The 16,893-nt window shown below is 64.0% G+C and carries 13 protein-coding genes; 9 read left to right on the forward strand and 4 right to left on the reverse strand.

The genetic code is table 11. From position 1 onward, the window contains the following. Positions 1 to 20: 20 nt before the first annotated feature. Entirely contained in the window at positions 21 to 1,199 is a 1,179-nt protein-coding gene (locus tag ACXPWS_RS16420) for a helix-turn-helix domain-containing protein (RefSeq protein WP_458707677.1), read from the reverse strand. 678 nt (positions 1,200 to 1,877) lie between these two features. Between ACXPWS_RS16420 and ACXPWS_RS16425 the strand changes: the two genes are divergently transcribed. The 5 genes from ACXPWS_RS16425 (at position 1,878) to ACXPWS_RS16445 (ending at position 7,166) form a co-directional block, all read left to right on the forward strand. Further along, on the forward strand, positions 1,878 to 2,768 hold the full coding sequence (locus tag ACXPWS_RS16425) for a TnsA-like heteromeric transposase endonuclease subunit (RefSeq protein ID WP_458707678.1): 891 nt from the start codon (positions 1,878 to 1,880) through the stop codon (positions 2,766 to 2,768). Beyond that, a complete protein-coding gene (locus ACXPWS_RS16430; RefSeq protein ID WP_458707679.1) occupies positions 2,765 to 4,834 on the forward strand; it encodes a Mu transposase C-terminal domain-containing protein in 2,070 nt (689 codons plus the stop codon). Before ACXPWS_RS16425 ends, ACXPWS_RS16430 begins: the two co-directional genes overlap by 4 nt. Before the next feature lie 4 nt (positions 4,835 to 4,838). Then, positions 4,839 to 5,843: a TniB family NTP-binding protein gene (locus tag ACXPWS_RS16435; protein ID WP_458707680.1), complete on the forward strand. Its 1,005-nt coding sequence runs from the start codon at positions 4,839 to 4,841 to the stop codon at positions 5,841 to 5,843. Between the two features lie 31 nt (positions 5,844 to 5,874). Next, on the forward strand, positions 5,875 to 6,774 hold the full coding sequence (locus ACXPWS_RS16440; RefSeq protein WP_458707681.1) for a hypothetical protein: 900 nt from the start codon (positions 5,875 to 5,877) through the stop codon (positions 6,772 to 6,774). 83 nt (positions 6,775 to 6,857) lie between these two features. Next, the gene (locus tag ACXPWS_RS16445) at positions 6,858 to 7,166 is read left to right on the forward strand and encodes a hypothetical protein (RefSeq protein ID WP_458707682.1); all 309 of its coding nucleotides are present in this window, start codon (positions 6,858 to 6,860) and stop codon (positions 7,164 to 7,166) included. Positions 7,167 to 7,444: 278 nt separating this feature from the next. Here the strand turns inward: ACXPWS_RS16445 and ACXPWS_RS16450 are convergent, their stop codons facing one another. The 3 genes from ACXPWS_RS16450 to ACXPWS_RS16460 form a co-directional block, all read right to left on the reverse strand. Then, positions 7,445 to 10,423 (reverse strand): DEAD/DEAH box helicase, encoded by a 2,979-nt coding sequence (locus ACXPWS_RS16450; RefSeq protein WP_458707683.1) that lies wholly within the window; start codon positions 10,421 to 10,423, stop codon positions 7,445 to 7,447. Positions 10,424 to 10,501: 78 nt separating this feature from the next. After that, positions 10,502 to 12,760 carry a S8 family peptidase gene (locus tag ACXPWS_RS16455; protein ID WP_458707684.1) on the reverse strand — a complete coding sequence of 753 codons (2,259 nt, stop codon included), beginning with the start codon at positions 12,758 to 12,760 and terminating at the stop codon, positions 10,502 to 10,504. Next, positions 12,753 to 13,877 carry an AAA family ATPase gene (locus tag ACXPWS_RS16460; RefSeq protein WP_458707685.1) on the reverse strand — a complete coding sequence of 375 codons (1,125 nt, stop codon included), beginning with the start codon at positions 13,875 to 13,877 and terminating at the stop codon, positions 12,753 to 12,755. Before ACXPWS_RS16460 ends, ACXPWS_RS16455 begins: the two co-directional genes overlap by 8 nt. 254 nt (positions 13,878 to 14,131) lie before the next feature. Here ACXPWS_RS16460 and ACXPWS_RS16465 point away from each other — a divergent pair, with 254 nt between their 5' ends. Genes ACXPWS_RS16465 through ACXPWS_RS16480 form a run of 4 tightly spaced genes read left to right on the forward strand, consistent with a single transcriptional unit; the run spans position 14,132 to position 16,888 of the window. After that, complete coding sequence (locus ACXPWS_RS16465; RefSeq protein ID WP_458707686.1) at positions 14,132 to 14,443, forward strand: hypothetical protein; 312 nt, start codon at positions 14,132 to 14,134, stop codon at positions 14,441 to 14,443. 2 nt (positions 14,444 to 14,445) lie between these two features. Further along, positions 14,446 to 14,919 carry a hypothetical protein gene (locus tag ACXPWS_RS16470; RefSeq protein ID WP_458707687.1) on the forward strand — a complete coding sequence of 158 codons (474 nt, stop codon included), beginning with the start codon at positions 14,446 to 14,448 and terminating at the stop codon, positions 14,917 to 14,919. Further along, complete coding sequence (locus ACXPWS_RS16475) at positions 14,916 to 15,458, forward strand: Mov34/MPN/PAD-1 family protein (protein WP_458707688.1); 543 nt, start codon at positions 14,916 to 14,918, stop codon at positions 15,456 to 15,458. The genes ACXPWS_RS16470 and ACXPWS_RS16475 overlap by 4 nt, the downstream gene beginning before the upstream one ends. Next, a complete protein-coding gene (locus ACXPWS_RS16480; RefSeq protein WP_458707689.1) occupies positions 15,455 to 16,888 on the forward strand; it encodes a hypothetical protein in 1,434 nt (477 codons plus the stop codon). Before ACXPWS_RS16475 ends, ACXPWS_RS16480 begins: the two co-directional genes overlap by 4 nt. Positions 16,889 to 16,893: the final 5 nt, after the last annotated feature.

The raw sequence follows: 16,893 nt of genomic DNA on the forward strand, positions 1-16,893 counted from the left end.
TGCGCGGTAACGGGGGTCGATCATTGGTTGCTGCGGCAAGGTTGTCGTAATGTATACTGCGTCAGCTTGTCTGCGATTTGAGAGATCGTCGTGTCTCGGTAGATCCCCAGGCCGTCAAAGGGTATGAGGCCTTCGTTTGTCTTCACGCTGGTGTGGTCGTGATGGACGGCAGCAAGGAAGGGCCGTTTCGCAGCGGGTAGGTAGGAAACGATGGTGTATGGGATATATGGCAACGTCTGGTCTGCAAGCCACCCATAACAGTCGGTCGGTTCGGCCACCACGAACAGCATCTCGTCTGTTACCGACTGGGGGAAGAGATGTTCGAATTCGCTTCTGATTCTTGCCTTCTCGCCAATGTCCTCACCCACGTCTGCCACATAGAACTCGGGGGTGAACTGTGAGAGGAACGATCGAGCCAGATGCTGCCTGCTCTCACTGGGTGGGCTCGTCTGATAACGAACAACGCGGACCGGTTCGTCATCGATGACGATGCGTTGCTCGTGATGCAGGCACAGCTGTCGGTAGCCCAGCCGACTCAGGTGCACAGCCCCTTGTTCCAGGAGTTCTTCGTTACTCAGCCCGCTTGTCTTGTGCACCTCTGTTCCTTGCGGGGAATACACACGCCACGGTGTGGGGTGATCACCACTAAGAAACGTACCGCCGGAGAATTCCAGATCAGTGATGACGATGAGATGTGCCACTCGCGCCGCGGGTCCACGGGTGGTTCGGCGTGGGCGGCGTGTGGGCACCGGCTGCACCGAACTGGACGTGGCCACGGTGCTGCGCGCCCACCATGCCGGATCATCGTTACCCAACCCCAGCAGGTCAGCATAAGCGGGGCGGTGTCGAGCGGGCACAGGGCGCGATCCTCGCTCCCACTGTGAGATTGTCGCCCGGGTGACCCCGAGTGCTTTCGCGATATCGGCTTGATTGAGCCCTAACGCGACGCGTCGCTCAGCCAGCGTCGCGGCGCCGCCGTCGCTGCGGTACAGGTCGGTAACCTCAACGCCCACAGCTGCGGCAATCGCGGGCATGCTGCGCGGTCGCGGTTGACATTCGCCGCTCTCCCACTGCAGGACAACATCCTGCCCCGTCTGTAGGCGTCGGGCCAAGTCGGCGCGGGTCATACCGAGGTGTTCCCGGGCCGCCCTGAGGCGAGACCCGTCGAAGCCGCGCTCCTGACGAACGTTTCTCGTCACGGCCACAATCCTTCCACTCCGATGTCAGGTTAGAGGCCTCCTCGGCGCTACCCACCGTCACCCATTGACAGCTGCTTCGCCGCGGCGCTACCGTTCTACCTAGTAACTGGTAATGTGATCCAAGCGGCAGTGTTTGCTGCCTCGTGGTTCCCTGCTCGTCGCCCGCTAGCCCGCTCACGTGGCGCGTTGGCCGTTTCTGTGCGTCTCGACACGTCCTGTCCGTTCCCGCAACGTTGACAGCGGATGTGGCGTCACAGACCAAAGTATTTGTGGCCCAATTACTTCAGTGACGTCGTCGACACGTCCGGGCCTAATCCCCAACGATCTCCAGCGTGTGGTGCACACTGGGCCGCTGCCTGAAATCGATGAGGCTGAGGTCACCAGTGCTGGTGTCCGTCCTGGGGATCAAGATTGCTGAAGTCCTTGTGGTCCGCGGCAGGCATGTGCTGAACTAGCGTCACCCGATTGGCCGGCATAGGCCGCAGAAGTGATCTGCCGGGGTTCCAGCAAATCGCACAGTCCCACGATGGAGGTGAGGAGCAACCAACCGCACGACTCAACTGTCGTTTGGCCTATCGACGATTTGGCCCTAGACGCCGAAAAAGCTGGGTGGCCGCCCAGCTTTTCGGTGCGGCGTGACCGCCGCGTTCATATCCACTCCCCCATTCAGGAGGACACATGGCTATTTCACCGTGCCCTGCACGCGATGTCAACCCCCCTTCGACCGACACGTCGTCCACCCGCCGGAAATCGCGGGCCAGCGGGTCCGCCGAAACCGCACACTTCGTGACCAGCCCACCGTCGGGCGGCCCAGCCACATTGCCGGTGAACGACGCGCCGTACACCACGATCCTGTACCAGGATCCGGTCACCGGTCGTCGCGTGCGGTCTCGGATCGACGCCGGGATCGGGCGACTCGGGTTTGAATCATCGGCGCCCATCCGTACGTTCCCGGCCTACCGCGGCAGGCGCTCACACCAAGGCCGCTACTGGTTTTCGCGATCGCAGTCGCACGTGCAGTTCGAATCTCGATTCGAGATGACAGCGCTCATGGTGCTGGACTTTCGCGGCGAGACGACGGCGGTCAGTTCGAATCCGTTCTGGCTGTTATGGCCCAAGGGAAGCAAGCCGATGCGCCACGCACCGGACTTCTTCGCTCGGCGCCGCGATGGTTCAGTGCTCGTCGTCGATGTCAAGCCTGCCGCACGTGTGACCGCCGACGACCGCGTACAGCATGCCCGTACGCGCGGGGTATGTACCGAACTAGGTTGGGACTATGAGGAGTTCACCGCGCTAGACGCCGTCGTCGAACGCAACCTGCGACTGCTCTCGGGATACCATCACCCGCGGTTCGCTCCACCGGAGCACTGCCGGGCTCGCGTCACCGAGCTGGTGCATACAGCCGGTGCACCAGGGCTGCCCCTGTCCGAATTGGTCGACAAAGCAGCCGTTCTGACCGGCCTGTCCGACGGCGCCGTGGTCTGCATCCTCTATCACATGCTGTGGTGCGCACAGCTTCACGCCGATCTGAACTATCCTCTGACGTGGAAGACCGTGGTGCGGGCATGACCGAGATCCGCCTAGGTGACATCATTGAATTCCGATGCCTCACATGGCAAGTCCGTGACTCTGATGCCACCACGCTACAGCTGGTATGCCTTGATGACGGCGGCGAACTCACCGTTCCGATTGGCGTGGTGATCTTCGATGAGACGTTCGTCGGACCCGAGGACACCAGTCCGAGTGTGGCCGACCAACGCATGCTCGATCTCACCTCACCACAACGCCGGCGAGACGCTGAGTTCTGGTATGCGCACATGTACGAAGTGAAGCACGGAGTGGCGCTGCGGGACCGCGGCATCATCGAGCCAGTCCATCCGACCTCGACGGTCGCCTCCCGGCTCGCAGACAAGCGCCGCGAGCTGATGAGCGCAGGCCATCAAGTCTCCATGTCGACGATGTGGCGCAAGTGGCGCGGTTTCAATCAGCGAGGCGTCATGGGCTGCGCTGATCTGCGCGGATTGCCCGGACACGTGCGCCTGTCCCACATCGATCAGCGCATCGAGAAAGCCCTAGATGCGGTCAGGAACCACTTCATCGACAAGTCAACCCCGACAAAGAAACAGATCATCGAAATGGCCAAACACCGACTCACCGACGACAACGTTCCTATGCCCGGAAAGACCTCGATGTACGAGCTGCTCGACAAACTCGACCGCGGCGAGCACATCACCGGCGACGCAACCTCACGTCGCAGTCACGCCAATAGCCCCGACCGCGCCTTCCGCAAGATCGTCGCCCTGTTCCCCGGGGAAGAAGTCCAGTTGGATTCCACACCACTGGACGCCATGGCACTCATGGCCGACGGACAGCCCGCCACCATCGACCTCGCCGCCGGAATCGACGTCGCCACCGGCACACTCATTTCACCGATTCTGCGACCCAATGCCTGTAAAACAGTGGACGCGTTGGAGATCTGGGCGAACTCTGCAATTCCCCAGCAGATGCTGCCCGGGTGGAAAGACAACATGGCGATCGCCCGCAGCTACCTACCCGACACCATGACATCGCAAGAGGATCTGGACGCCGCGCTGGCCAACAAGCCAATCATCGACGTCCGCGGTCTGGTCGTCGATCGCGGCAAGATCTTCGTATCGGACGCCTTCATCCGCGCCACCGAAACCCGCGGTGTCAACTACCGACTGGCACCCCCCTACACACCGACAGCCAAACCACACGTTGAAAGACTCCTGAAAACCATCGCCGACGACTTCGTCAAGTGGATCCCGGGATACAAGGGACGCTCGGTCAACCACCGCGGACGACGTCCTGACAAGGACGCCGTTTGGCCGCTGCCCTTGCTTCAGGCACTCCTGGACGAATGGACCATCACCGTCTATCAAAACCGTGCGCACTCTGGCCTGCAGATCGGCACCGCACCACGAATGAAGCTCTCCCCCAACGCGATCTACCGGGCACTGTCCCAAACTGCGCCCACCCCGATTCGGACACTGAGCTTGGACGAATGGATCGGCCTGCACCCGCTCCAATTCCGACGCATCAACCGTTACGGCATCAACCTGTTCAACCTCGTCTACGACAGCGAAACACCGCAGTTTCACCGCCTTCGACGACGCAAGTCCCCCAACAAGAAACAGAACGGCAAATGGGAGGTGCGCTATGACCCCACTAACCTGCTGCAGATCTGGGTACGCGATGAATCACTGGACTACGACGAATCCGACCGGCCGATCTTCAAAGACAACGGTTGGATCGAATGCCGTTGGGTGCTCGCAAACTACGCCACAATCCCCTTCGGCATCGATATCCTGCACGCCATCAAAGCTGACCTCGGTAGGAATGTCAGCGACAAGCAAGTACTGGAACGCACCGAACACATCCACCGCCAGTTGCTCGGTGGCCCTGCGCAGCCCAAACGCCGACCTCTGACCCGTAGCGAAACCGTCGCCGGCCGCGCCAACCTCGCCCGGCAGGAACTCCGTAGCGGCCCACCCGCCGACCACACGCCACAACCTGAGCGATCTGGGGCTGCGCCCACCAGTGACACGACCGCGCCGGCACCCGCCGCGCGAGTGGAACCGATGCGTCCCCTGCGGTTATCCGAAGGCTGGTGAACACGTGGCATCGCCGACGACCCGAGAAGAATGGCGTGAATACTGCACCCACGAACCCACGCCCGACTCGCAACGCCCCGCCCTGGGCATCGAGGACATCAAAGCCCTCACTCCGGTCGACAGGGCAACCTACAACGAACGCCGTATCGACTACCTCAACGAGGAACGCGTCTTTCCCACCCGAGACCTGAACCGGATTCTGACCCACGCCCGGCGTCTCCTGCGCCGCTCACGGGTCAAGAAATTCGTTGCGCGCCCCGGTATCCGGGTATCCGGAGACCCCCGGACAGGAAAGACCACCGACGTCATGGCCGCCGGTAAACGCCTAGACGCCGAACTGCGCCAAGCTTATGGACGGGAAAACGACCGGTCCTATCTACCGGTGGTCTACACCACCATCGCCACCGCGACCACGACCAACAAACTCTGGGTCAGGCTCGCCGACTTCGTCGGTGCACGCGAACTTCGCGGCAGCAACGCCGACGAGCGCCTGGTCGACCTCGCACGCCTGCTCAAAAGCCTGGGAACCAAGTTCGTCATCCTTGACGACGTGCAGCGCCTCAACACCGACCGCGCCGCCGGAGCCGAGGTCGCCGACAACATCAAGACCTTCGCCGAAAACCTCGACGCCACGATGCTCTTCGCGGGTATCTCACTGGACACCGCGCCGCTGTTCAGCGGTCAAAATGGCGAACAGTGGCGCAAACGCACACGAGCGGTCAACCTGGCCAACTACTCCATCTCCAACGAGACAGACCATCTTGAGTGGATCCGGCTCGTCGCGTCATTCGAACGGATCCTCCCGTTGCCCCTGCATGAACAGGGCCTACTGGAACGAAACGCCGACTACCTGTTCCATCGCACCGCAGGTTCGATCGCCACCCTGAGTGATTTGATCATCGACGCAGCGACCGACGCCATCGACCTCGGGGTCGAGGCCGTCACACTCAAGCTCCTCGATTCGGTGGCCGTCGACGATGTGGACCCCGGAGCACCCGATGTCGCCTAGACGAAACGCCCAGGGCGAGCACGACGATCACATGTCTGAGTCGCTGCCCTACCAGCGTCTGCCCCATTCGGTTGCGCCGCTGAGCGCTGAGACGTTGAGCAGCTACCTGCAGCGACTGACCGATCAAAACCTGCTACGCCCACTATGGCTGTCAACCATGGCGCACCGCCGGTCCTTCACCGCCGCTTTAGTCGCGCTGACGGGACGGTCCGAACGCAGCCTCGTTTCTGCACTTCCAGAGCTGCGGGGCGAAACCGTACTCCAGAAGTGGCCACACCTGGGCGGACAGGTGTCGGCGAACGCCGGCATACGCCCAGCATGCATGCACTGTGCAGTCTCCCGCACCGATCAGCGCCGGGCGGTGGTGACGATGTTCGCCAGCCACGAACAGCTCATCTGCCACACCCACCATCGTTGGATCGGTAGCCGCGAGCTCAGATGTAGTGCGAAGCAACAGTTTTCGCTGCAGCTATGCCCCGACATCCTTGCCGCCAACTTCAGACATCGACGTCTGATCAGGCAGTATGGGCGCGGCCCCGTCCGCACCGGTTTCAGCAGTGCCGTGGTGTGCCTGTCCACCTGGGCCAGATGGCCGGCCGTGATACGGGCACCCGACATCAGAGGGCGCTGGGCGCGCCTCGCGGTTACCGACGAATCAAAACCGTTGCAGCCGACCGAAGTAGCCGCGTGGTACCCCAACGCGGTAGCCGTGACCGAGATCATCGCGTCACTACGCCGGCACACCTTCTCGGCAGATTCGGCGACTGCCCATCTGCTCGCCGATGGCGTTCGCCGCCTGCGGGAGGTAATTCCGGAGCTTCACCCGAGTGGGGCTTCAGATCCGTTCCGTCAGGCCATCTTTGCCGACTTCGCAGAATCAGACGCCGAAGTCGAATCCCCGCGCAGCGATCGATCCACGCCCCGCTCGTAGTCCTCGCCCCTGCCACCACATGGGTACCTCTGTCCTTTCAGCCGCTCCTCACGCGGTGCCATGAGAAATGCAAGGAGAAACCAATGATCACCGATGATGAGACATGGCCGCCGCGGCCCGTGGGCGCCGTCGGCAACACCGAATGGGATATCGACGACCCGCTTCCATCCCGAGTGGTGTACGGCCACGAACGAGCACTCGACGGCCATCGTCTCACCGTGCAGACCAGCGCAATCCAGTATCAAGACGGCCGAATCGACGTCGAAGGCGAGCCCCCAGTCATCAGCGTGCAAGTTTTCGACGACCATGGCTTGACCCCCTCGCAGGCTCGCGCCGCCGCCCAGCTACTCGCGAACGCGGCCGATCAGCTCGATCGATGGTTACGTGGCTGATCGTCCTGTTCTGCCCGGCAGTCTCCCGGCGCTGCGATGTGATCGCTGACCGTGCAACGACGTCGCCGATCCCCCACCACACGGACAACGCCACGGGGCAGACAGTGTCGGTCGCTCTAAAGTCACCATTGGTCTCATGACGTGCTCGACCAGTGATCTAGCCAGTCAACCGAACACGGCCCCGGATCGACGAACCGCACGGCAGACCAAGGTCTGTGGACACGCCCGGCCCAGCACGCAACTCAGCTCGACACCATCGTGTGCGTTGTCGCACCGGCTCACGGCGAACAAAAGACGCGCAGCTGAACACCGCAGTCGGCCATGATGCTCTCGGCGGACTGGAGCAGGCAAAAGATCTGGATCATCTCCTCGGCGGGGTGCGGTGATTGCAGTTCGGCGCGCACGCTGGCCATCGACATCCCCTGACCCAGTACGATCCATATCTCCCTGTATACGTCACCGTTTTCCAGGAGTGCGCGAGCATGGTCCCAGATCTCTTGCGGGCTTTGTGCCGACCCAGCACGAAGCCGGTCCACGGTGCCGGTAGGACTGTCCTCGGCGGGCCAGCGGCGGCTCCAAAGACCGGTGGGCGGTGCAGCCTGGGTAGACGGTTGCAGATATACCAGATTCTTGATCGCCTGGGCGACCACGTCGTGGAACACGGTGGCTGATCGCTGAGCGCCGCGTCCGTGTTTTGCGTGGATGAATGCGATGCGGTCCGGTTGCATGGCGATGAAATCACACGGTTCGGTGCCCAGATCGGTACACACCAGTGTGTCCAGATGCTCGAAGTACCGCGACATTTCGGGAATATCGGATCGGGCGGCCGTTGCCATCTTGTCGATGACCCCGAATACGCTTCGCGTCTGCCAGCGGTTGTCGACGGGTTTGCCCTTCTCTTCGCGGGCATCCTTTAATGCGGGCACCGCGACGATGCGATCGAGCAGCCGCCGGCCGGCGCGGTGGGTATGAGGGTCGGGCACGGCGATGAACTGACCGTGCACGTACACACGTCCAGGTGAGGTAGGCACCACACGCAGCAGTTGCTCGGTGTTGATCGCAGCTGTGAGTTCCTCACCGTCGCCGGCGTTGTTGCGAAAGCCCATGGCTCGCAGCGCCGGTGATTCGAAGCGGTAGCGTGCCGCGGCGGTATCCCACTCCAGCGATACGCCCACCGATCGCTGGCCGACGGTGACCGTCGTGTGGTTGTCGGTGACGTGACTTGCCAGCCAGTCGAGTTCGAGGGAGTGCAGGATGCCGGCGTCGTCAAGGCGCACGTAGTCACCGGGGTCGACGTCGACGAGGACGTGGCGCGGGGCGGGCTCAGCGGGAGGATCGACGGCATCGGCATAGCGACCCAGGGTGTGGGTGGGGGTGATTGCTGCGTCGTCGAGTAAGGCGTTCACCTCGTCGACCCATTCGCGGAATTGGTGGAACGTCAACCGGACCCGGCGCCCGTCGCGTACTCGCGCGCGGGTCAGGCCGAGGTAGCGCATGGTGTCTGCACCCAGCGCCGACCGTGAGGTGTAGCCCTCGGCGAGATTGCACACGAACGCGTAATCGGTGAGTGCTGGGGCGATGTCGTCGATCGATGCCGCGCTCGTCGTACGTCGTCTCGGTGCTTGCCTGCTGATATCGGTGTTGTCCAAGGACACTTTGGTGATGCGGGTGCCAGCGTCGAGCAGCTTGGACAGCGTGACGCGCGGTTCAGGGCGCACCCGTGTGCGGATGGCCTTGGCCAGCAACTTGTGAGTATCGAAGACGAAGACGCGACGGCCCAGGACGCGTATCACGGTGAACCCCAACGACCCTTCCAGAAACAGCCCGTCCAGCAGCGCGTCGGAGTTGGCGATGTTCACGTACCCGATGACCACCGTCGCAGCATCGGGGTACATCGGTGGCTGAACGGCAAGGCCCATCGTGTCGTACTCGGCAACGATATCGGCTGCCAGTTCGGCCGGTGAGACGTTCTGATCTGGCCGCACCCGAAGGATGTAGGCCGCTGGCTGGTAGGCCAACTGTGTCCACAACTGCGGGCTGTGCAATTGCACCGGCGCGCGGAACTGCTTGTCGTAGTACGCGGCGGCAGGCTGGGCCTCCAGCAGACATTGGGTGAATTTCGGTGCCGTCGCGGTGGACGTGCCACCGTACCTGTCGAAGTGCAGATACCGCTCCCACACCCGGGCGACGTCGCATCCTTGGCGCGAGAGCACCCAAGCAGTTTTGGGGCCGGGCGTCGGGCGGCGTAACGCACGACCGATCTGTTGGATCACCGAGCGGTCGTTGTTCATGGCACCGTGGAATGCCACCACACGGAAAGCGGGGTCATCGATCCCTTCGGCGAGCATGTACTGATGCACCCAGTACTGGGCGCCGACGTCGCCGGGGGCCGGCACCTCGGCGAGCAGATGGTGGTGTCCACTGCCAGCGAAGGTGTGGTGGACACCGATCGCGGTGTGCCCGCCTCGGAGCAGGAGGTCCACGCACTCGCGGATGGCCTGTGGCGACGCGCAACGAATGATGACCCGGGCGGCGTGCAGGCGTTTGCGGGCCACGAAATCCACGGTGTCGTCGATGAATTGGGTGGTGCTGCCGTCGGCGACGGTGACAAAACGAGGCTGGCGCAGCCGGCCGTCGGCCAGGGCCTGATGATGGTGGTAGGTGTAACGATGGTCGGCGTCGATGAGAAAGTGCAGCTCGTCATTGCGGTAGGGCGTGGCGGTGAACAACACGGCGGGCAGTCTCAGAGAGCGCACCGCCCCTGACCACGTGGGTGAGGGCTCGTAGTGTCCCTCATCGATGAGAACGCCCCGAAATCCGGCGAATGCCTGTGCGCGTCGGGCCGCGTCGTCGCCGAGTTCGGCATCGATCTTGACGAGTTTTTGAATGGTGTCGATGAACACCGTGGCAGTGCTGACCTCGGCCAGCTCGTCGATCCGGCCGGAGGTGGGCAGCCTACGGATCTGGGGAAACCGCCGCGGCCTGGATATACCCAGCTGGGACCACACCGCGTGATCCAGAGCACGACGCAGCTGGGTGGCCAAGGATCGTCGTGGCACGAGCACTAGCCAGTGGCCGTCGGGTCTGGCGCGGTCGATGATTGCCGCCATCACCGCCGTCTTACCGGTGCCGGTAGGCATGCTCACCAGTGCGGCTACATCACAGGGATGGCCGTTGGCGTCCAGATAGGCCGCCATCTGGCTCACCGCGTGTCGTTGATGCGGCCACAGACCTCGGTTGAGGGATTCGGTGGCCATCACCGCACCCTCGGTAGTTCACGGTGCACCCCAACGATGATTCCGATGGACTGCGACGTGGTCGGCGACGGTGAGCGGCTAGCTCTGCACACGGAGCCTGCCGGCGTCCACGGCCAGGGAATGCGGGTAGCGCAACCGCGCGATGGCGGCCAGGCCGTCGTTGTGCACCGGCAGCGTCGGATCCGGGCTTTCCAGGGTGAGGATCACATAGGCCCGTTGGCTCAGCGGCTCAATGGAGCTGTCTCGTGCCGTGAGCCGCAGTTTGAGCGCCCAGTCGCCGGTGGCATCGATATTGGACCAGCTGCGGTGGTAGGTCTTGATCGGGCTCCACTTCCCACGGTCGATCAAGTTTCGCTCCCAGGTGTGGCTGCCAACCATCTTCCCCTCGAATTTCTCTTCGCCCTCTTTGACGACGTAGTGCCCGAAAGACGGTTCCACACAGGTCCGCACGCACTCCTCGCCGAATGCCGGATCGATCAGCGGCGCATAGGACACCGTCAGTGCCGCAGCGGCTTTCATCTTGCCGTGGGGGCCGATCAAGCATGCGGGCATGGGGAAGGGCCGTTTCTCCCAGTTGACGCCGGTGCGCAGCTGCACTTCATGAATGGTGGTGAAGGACTGCGTCTGATCGAACAAGGCCCGCGAATCCCCGCGCGGCACGCCAGCACCGTAGTAGAGGCGGTGCTCATCGTCGATGGCCATGTTGGCCACCGTCGCGCTGTGCACCACCAAGGCCTTAACCAGCTCGGGCCGCAACGATTGCACCGCACCACTTGCCAACAGGTCGGTCCAGATGTTGGCGGCGATCGAGCTGACGATGGGTGTGGCGAAGCTGGTGCCCACGCTTTCCAGGGTGAAGTCACCCGCGCCCAGCGACTGGATGCCGAAGCCGCCAAGACTGCGGTCGGTGGCCAGGTCCCCGGACCAGTAGGCGACCTCGGGTTTCTGCTGACCGCCGAAGCTGGGTCCGCGCCGGCTGTAGGAGGCTGGTGCACCGCGTGGGGCCATGCCGCCCCGATGCGACACCGATCCCACCGTCAGACTTCTGATGCCCTCGGCGGGAGTGGCGATCCCGTCGGCCAGCCCCGCAGAACCGTCGGGCGGCCATGTCGTGCGCAGGGTGTCGTAGTTTCCTGCCGATTGCACGATCAGCACCCCGTGAGTGTCAGACAACAAATCCAGTTCGTGGCTAAACATGCTGTAGGCCATCGGATTCATGTGAGTCTGCCGGTTGAACGAGCAGTTCCACACCCGCGGTCCGGTGGGGCCGGCCTGGTTGAGCACCTCGGTGATGCGGTCGATCAAGATATGTTCGCTGATCGATCCGACAGAGAGCACTTGGGCATCCATCAGCAGGGCGGGATCGCGGGGGAAATCGTCGCTGCCACTGTTGAATCCGTGACTGTTCGCCACCAGGCCGGCGACGAACGTGCCGTGTGTGGTGTCGCGGTCGGCTCCGACGTCGTACTGCCATCGCCGCTGGATCCAGGGATCCAGTGATCCAGGCTCCACGCCACTGTCGAACACCCCGACCACGGCCTGGATGCCATCCGGGCTGGCTAGAACCGCCGATCCGGCGCCGCCGACCACGCGAATGCTCTGCGGGCCGATCGGGCCAGGTGCACTGTAGGTGGGTGCCAACACCGCGCTGCGGATGCCGGTCAAGGTGTGCAGCGCTTCCGCTCTGGCCTGCTCGGTGACTTCCAGGTAGAGCGCCGTGCGGGTGCGCGACCCGGCCACCGAAATAATGGGAAGGCCGACCTCATATAAGTAGTCGCGTAGTGTTTGTCGGTCATTCCACGGTGACCGAGACGACAACCACGGGAACAGCTCCACCCGCAGTGGCCGGTGGGTCTGGCGGGCGAGGGCCAGAAGCTGTTCCGGGGAGTCCGCTTCCTCGGCGGCAATGGCGTCGCGTACTGGATCGAAGATGCGAAACGACTCGAAGGTAGAAATGGCGAACACGTCACGATTGCTGGTGCGCGTGGCGATCAGCTCCGCGAGCGCACGGGTGTTTTGCGGTGTCGCCCGGCTGATCATCTGGCCACGGGACTCGCCAGCGACTGGGGTCAGATCCGCTTCGGCAAGAAGCCCATAGGGTCGCCGGGTCTTGGCCAGCGCCTCATCGCGCACGGTGATCGCCAACGGGGCACCCTGAGCTACCCCGAACCGGTCGTCCGCGACGATCTGCCTGACGGCCGCCAACTGGGCCACCAACCCCGAGCGCAAGGCCTGATCGACGGGCACCAGCGGTTTCGGCGTACTGCCACCTCCGGGCTTGCGGGAGTACTCCCCCACCTGTGCCGGCAGTACGACGATCGGTTCCAGGTCAGGCATCGGCGTGCGCCTGGGCGATCGCGTTGGTGACCTGGCGCTTGCTTACCGAGAACATCTCGGCCAGGGCACGCACGGTGAACACCTCCGGGGACCACGCCCGCAGCGCCGCGATCTCGGAGGCAACGTCTTGAAATCGTGAGTACGACTCGAACCAACGGATACGCGCAAGTCGGCGCAGCATGACCGGCAAGGCCACCTCCGCGGTGGCGTCCCTGATCGCGGTCCGGCAGATGTCCTTGGCGGCCAGTTCGATTGCCGCACCGGACAGTCCCTGCGAGAGCTGCACCAGCCGGGCCAAATCCGCGTCACCGGGGACATGGGATCCCAGGTGCACGCGCCAGATCTCGGCGCGCTCGCCGTCGCCGGGCAGGTCCACCCGCACGGTGAACTCAAAGCGCCGCCACACGGCCGGATCGAGAAGCTGGGAGTGATTGGTCGCGGCGATCACGATCGTCGAGGGATCGAGCGCGTCGATGTTCTGCAACAAGGCGATCACCACCCGCTGCAGTTCGCCGATCTCGCGGGAGTCGTTGCGCGACTTGGCCAACGCATCGAACTCGTCAAGGAACAACACACATGGCCGGGCCGCGGCGTAGTCGAACACACTGCGAAGGTTGCGGCTGGTCTGACCCAGCAACGAGGACATCAAGGCGTCGCTGCGGCTAGTCACCAAGGGCAGCTTGAGTTCCCTGGCGATCAACGCGGCAATGCTGGTCTTTCCCGTCCCCGGCGGGCCGAAGATGAGCAGCCGGTTGGCCCCGGCCACGCCGTCGGCGGCCCACTGATCGTGCAAGCGAACCAGCTCGAGAAACTCATCGACGCGACTGCGCACATAGGGATGCAGCGCCAAAGCGGTGGAGGGCAAGTCCTCCGGGGCGGTGACGTCGACGATGGCCAGCGCGTTCTCGGCGTCGACGGGGGGCTTGGCGTTGACATAGGAGGCGCTCATCCCCGACGCGGGCACCTTCGACAGCACTGAGCGGACCGCACGGGCTTGACGGCCCTGTCCGTCCTCCTCGAGCTTGGCCGCCAGCAATTGACCGTAGGCACCGGCTTTGCTCGGGTCGTGCATCAGGGCCGCGTCGAGTATCTTCACCACCTCTGATAGGTGCTCCATTGCGCTCCTGTTCCTGCCGGCCCACCTGAACTGTTCCGGATAAAGCACTGTTTGTCCCGAATATAGGGCAAATAGTTCCCGCTTAGTGCACTCGGATCCCGATTTATGCACTACACGTCACGGCGACGCACGCCTCGCTGGATATTTCAAGCAGCGCTTGCGCTCAGCCCGAAGCGATGCTTAGTATGTCAAGCGTGGGGTGGAGCACCCCACCGGGGCACAGACCTCGACCAACATACGAAGGGACCAATCCGGTGACGATCCACGACGACAAGCACACTTCCCAGGGGCAGCACGGCCACGACGGTGGCCACCACGGCCAACATTGGGTCGAGATCAAGGTGTTCGCGCCGCGCGACCCCGAGGAGCGGGTGTTCGTGTTCGAGTGCTCAGCCACGGTGGGCGACGCCGCGAAGTCCGTCGCCGAGGCCTTCGGCTACGCGGCTGGCAACCACACCTTCCAGACCCGCGACGACGAAGTGCTGGACCGGTCGCTCACCTTGGCGGCCGCTCACGTGCACAACCAACAGCTGCTCGAACTCGTCGACGTCGGCGGGGGTGTCTAGTGGTGGGATCGATCGAGGTGGCGCGGGCAGTACTGGCGGCCGAGGAACCCGCGATCAAGGTGTGGGCGGCGCGACACGGTTGGGACATCGACATCGACCACACCCAACTCGTGCTGACTGCCCGCATCCAGCACCCGGTCGCCGGCGTGCCGATCGCCTTCCACGCCGACCTCACCGGGTATCCGGTCACCCCACCGCGATGGACGTGCCGAACTTCTGAGGACGTGGTGTCCGCTGCCGCCTTTCCCTTGCCGGGCAGCCGGCCCGGGGTCAACGGGTCGATCTTTCATCCCAATCAGTTGATCTGCGCACCGTGGAGCCGGTTGGCCTACGGCACCGATGGCGGACCACACAGCGATTGGGAGTTGACCACGTGGAAGACGGTCACCGGCGACCCGACTCAGGCGCACACGCTGCCCGACATGCTGTCGTCGCTGGCCATGCACCTCTCAGCGAGCCCGGGGGTGGCCGCATGAACGTGCACCGGCGCACGCCGTTACCCACGGCTGCCGTAAGGGGGCAGCTCCTGGTCGCCGAACAGGTGGTGGCCCCGACGCTGGCGGCGCTGCAGGCCAGTTCAGGACAAGCAGGGCGCCACGAAGGGCTGGTGTTGTGGTTGGGCCGGCAGTGCGCCAACACCTCCATGGTGATGGCGATGATCACTCCCGCCGCGCGAACGGGGCCGGACTACGTGTTCCTCGATGAGGCCGCGGTGGCCGGTGCCGCCCGTGCCGCCCGCGGCATGGGCCTCGGGGTGATCGCCCAAGTGCACAGTCACCCCGGGTCTGACACTCGCCATTCCGATGGTGATGACCAGCTGGTCCTGATGCCGTTCGAGAACATGTTCTCGCTGGTGGTGGCCCGCTACGGGGATGGCCCACTGCTCCCGGCCGGCGGCGCGGGCCTGCACCAATACCAAGACGGCATCTGGAGATGCGTCGTTGACGACGACGCGATGCGGGTGGTGGGCGCCACGGCGGTCTGCGCGCTGCCCGGGACGCAGGGTCGGCGGTGAACGCCGAGCAGGCCGCACGGTTCTACGCTGCCCGTGACGGCCGTACTCGGCAGTACGGTGCCCAAGAACACGCCCTTGACACCCACGTGCTGCTCACCGCCCTGCAGATCAGCTCGACCCGCTGCGGGCAGCTGGCCTTGCTCGCCGCGGTCAACATGGTGGCGCGCACCCACCGGACCATCAGCGTCGACCTGACGCCCGCGCCATTGAAGAGCGCCGCGCTGATCGCCGCCGACACGATCGAACAGGCGGTCATCGGCACTGTCCTGGCGATCAACCCTGCCGCGGTACTCATCGTCAACGGGGTTCGCCGCGACACGAACGATCTGACGCCGGTCCACCCCGAACCTGTCGTCGGCCTCGGCTTGGGCCCGGTCGTTTCCCGACGGTGTCACATGTGGGTGGGCTGGTCTGGTGGCCGAGCGCACCTGAGCACCCAACCCACCGTCTGCGGCTCATCCGACACCGACATCCTCGGCGCGGCAACCGCGGCCTGTGTAGGGGTCGCCGCACTGTTTCACCTCACCCACGGCCGGCGCATGACGCCCATGGTGCTCAACCTCGTCGATCGGGCGTCCGCGGCGGTGGCCGAACCAGGATCCATCGATCCCGACCACCCCGTCCTGGGTGTCACGACGAACACCGTTGGTGGTGTCATCGACGTCGGCGACGTGCACCTCATCGGTGCCGGTGCGGTATCACACGGGCTGGCATATTGGGTGCGCGAGCTCGGCTCCAACGGCACCTGGACCGTGATCGACGGTGATCACGCTGACTTGACCAACACCAATCGGTGCGTGTGCATGACGGCGGCACAGGCGGGTTGGCCCGCAGGTCTACCCACCGCCGCACCCGTGGCCAAGGCTGACGCCCTGGCAGCCTCCCTCACCGGCGGCTCAGAGCCGCTCTGGTTCGATCAGTGGGCCGCCACCAATCCCCCACGTGCCGATCTCACCCTCGTTCTGGCCAATGAACGTGGTGTGCGAGCTCACGCCGCAGCACTCGGGGAACCGATCTTGTTGCATGCCACCACATCTGCCAGCTGGACTGCGGAATTGCATCGCCACCTCGCACGTGCGGACGACTGCCCGGCATGCAGGATCCCTGACCTCGACACCCCCGCGTTCGCCTGCTCCTCGGGCCCCACCGGTACGGCATCAACCTCCGCAGATGCGGCTCTGCCCTTTCTGTCCGCGGCCGCAGGACTCATGCTTGCCATTGCGCTGCAACAGATCTCGCCAGACCACCCCCTGACCACCGGGCGGCACAACCATTGGAGGCTGTGCTTCGAGGAAACCTTGCAGCTGCGCGGCTCGATTCACGCCAACCGGTGCCCGCACACCCTGCCCGCCGCCGCGCGCGCTCAATTGCACTCCGGTCAGCCCCGCCGCCACGATCACCACGATCACCTCGAAATCACCGGCGGTTAACTCCT

The sequence above is a fragment of the Mycobacterium sp. BMJ-28 genome (genome assembly GCF_054404835.1).

Excerpts from the sequence above, each read along its gene's own strand:
- ACXPWS_RS16425 (WP_458707678.1), top strand. The coding sequence starts at position 1,878 with ATGGCTATTTCACCGTGCCCTGCACGCGATGTCAACCCCCCTTCGACC.
- ACXPWS_RS16430 (WP_458707679.1), top strand. The coding sequence starts at position 2,765 with ATGACCGAGATCCGCCTAGGTGACATCATTGAATTCCGATGCCTCACA.
- ACXPWS_RS16440 (WP_458707681.1), top strand. The coding sequence starts at position 5,875 with ATGTCTGAGTCGCTGCCCTACCAGCGTCTGCCCCATTCGGTTGCGCCG.
- ACXPWS_RS16445 (WP_458707682.1), top strand. The coding sequence starts at position 6,858 with ATGATCACCGATGATGAGACATGGCCGCCGCGGCCCGTGGGCGCCGTC.
- ACXPWS_RS16450 (WP_458707683.1), bottom strand. The coding sequence starts at position 10,423 with ATGGCCACCGAATCCCTCAACCGAGGTCTGTGGCCGCATCAACGACAC.
- ACXPWS_RS16455 (WP_458707684.1), bottom strand. The coding sequence starts at position 12,760 with ATGCCTGACCTGGAACCGATCGTCGTACTGCCGGCACAGGTGGGGGAG.
- ACXPWS_RS16460 (WP_458707685.1), bottom strand. The coding sequence starts at position 13,877 with ATGGAGCACCTATCAGAGGTGGTGAAGATACTCGACGCGGCCCTGATG.
- ACXPWS_RS16475 (WP_458707688.1), top strand. The coding sequence starts at position 14,916 with ATGAACGTGCACCGGCGCACGCCGTTACCCACGGCTGCCGTAAGGGGG.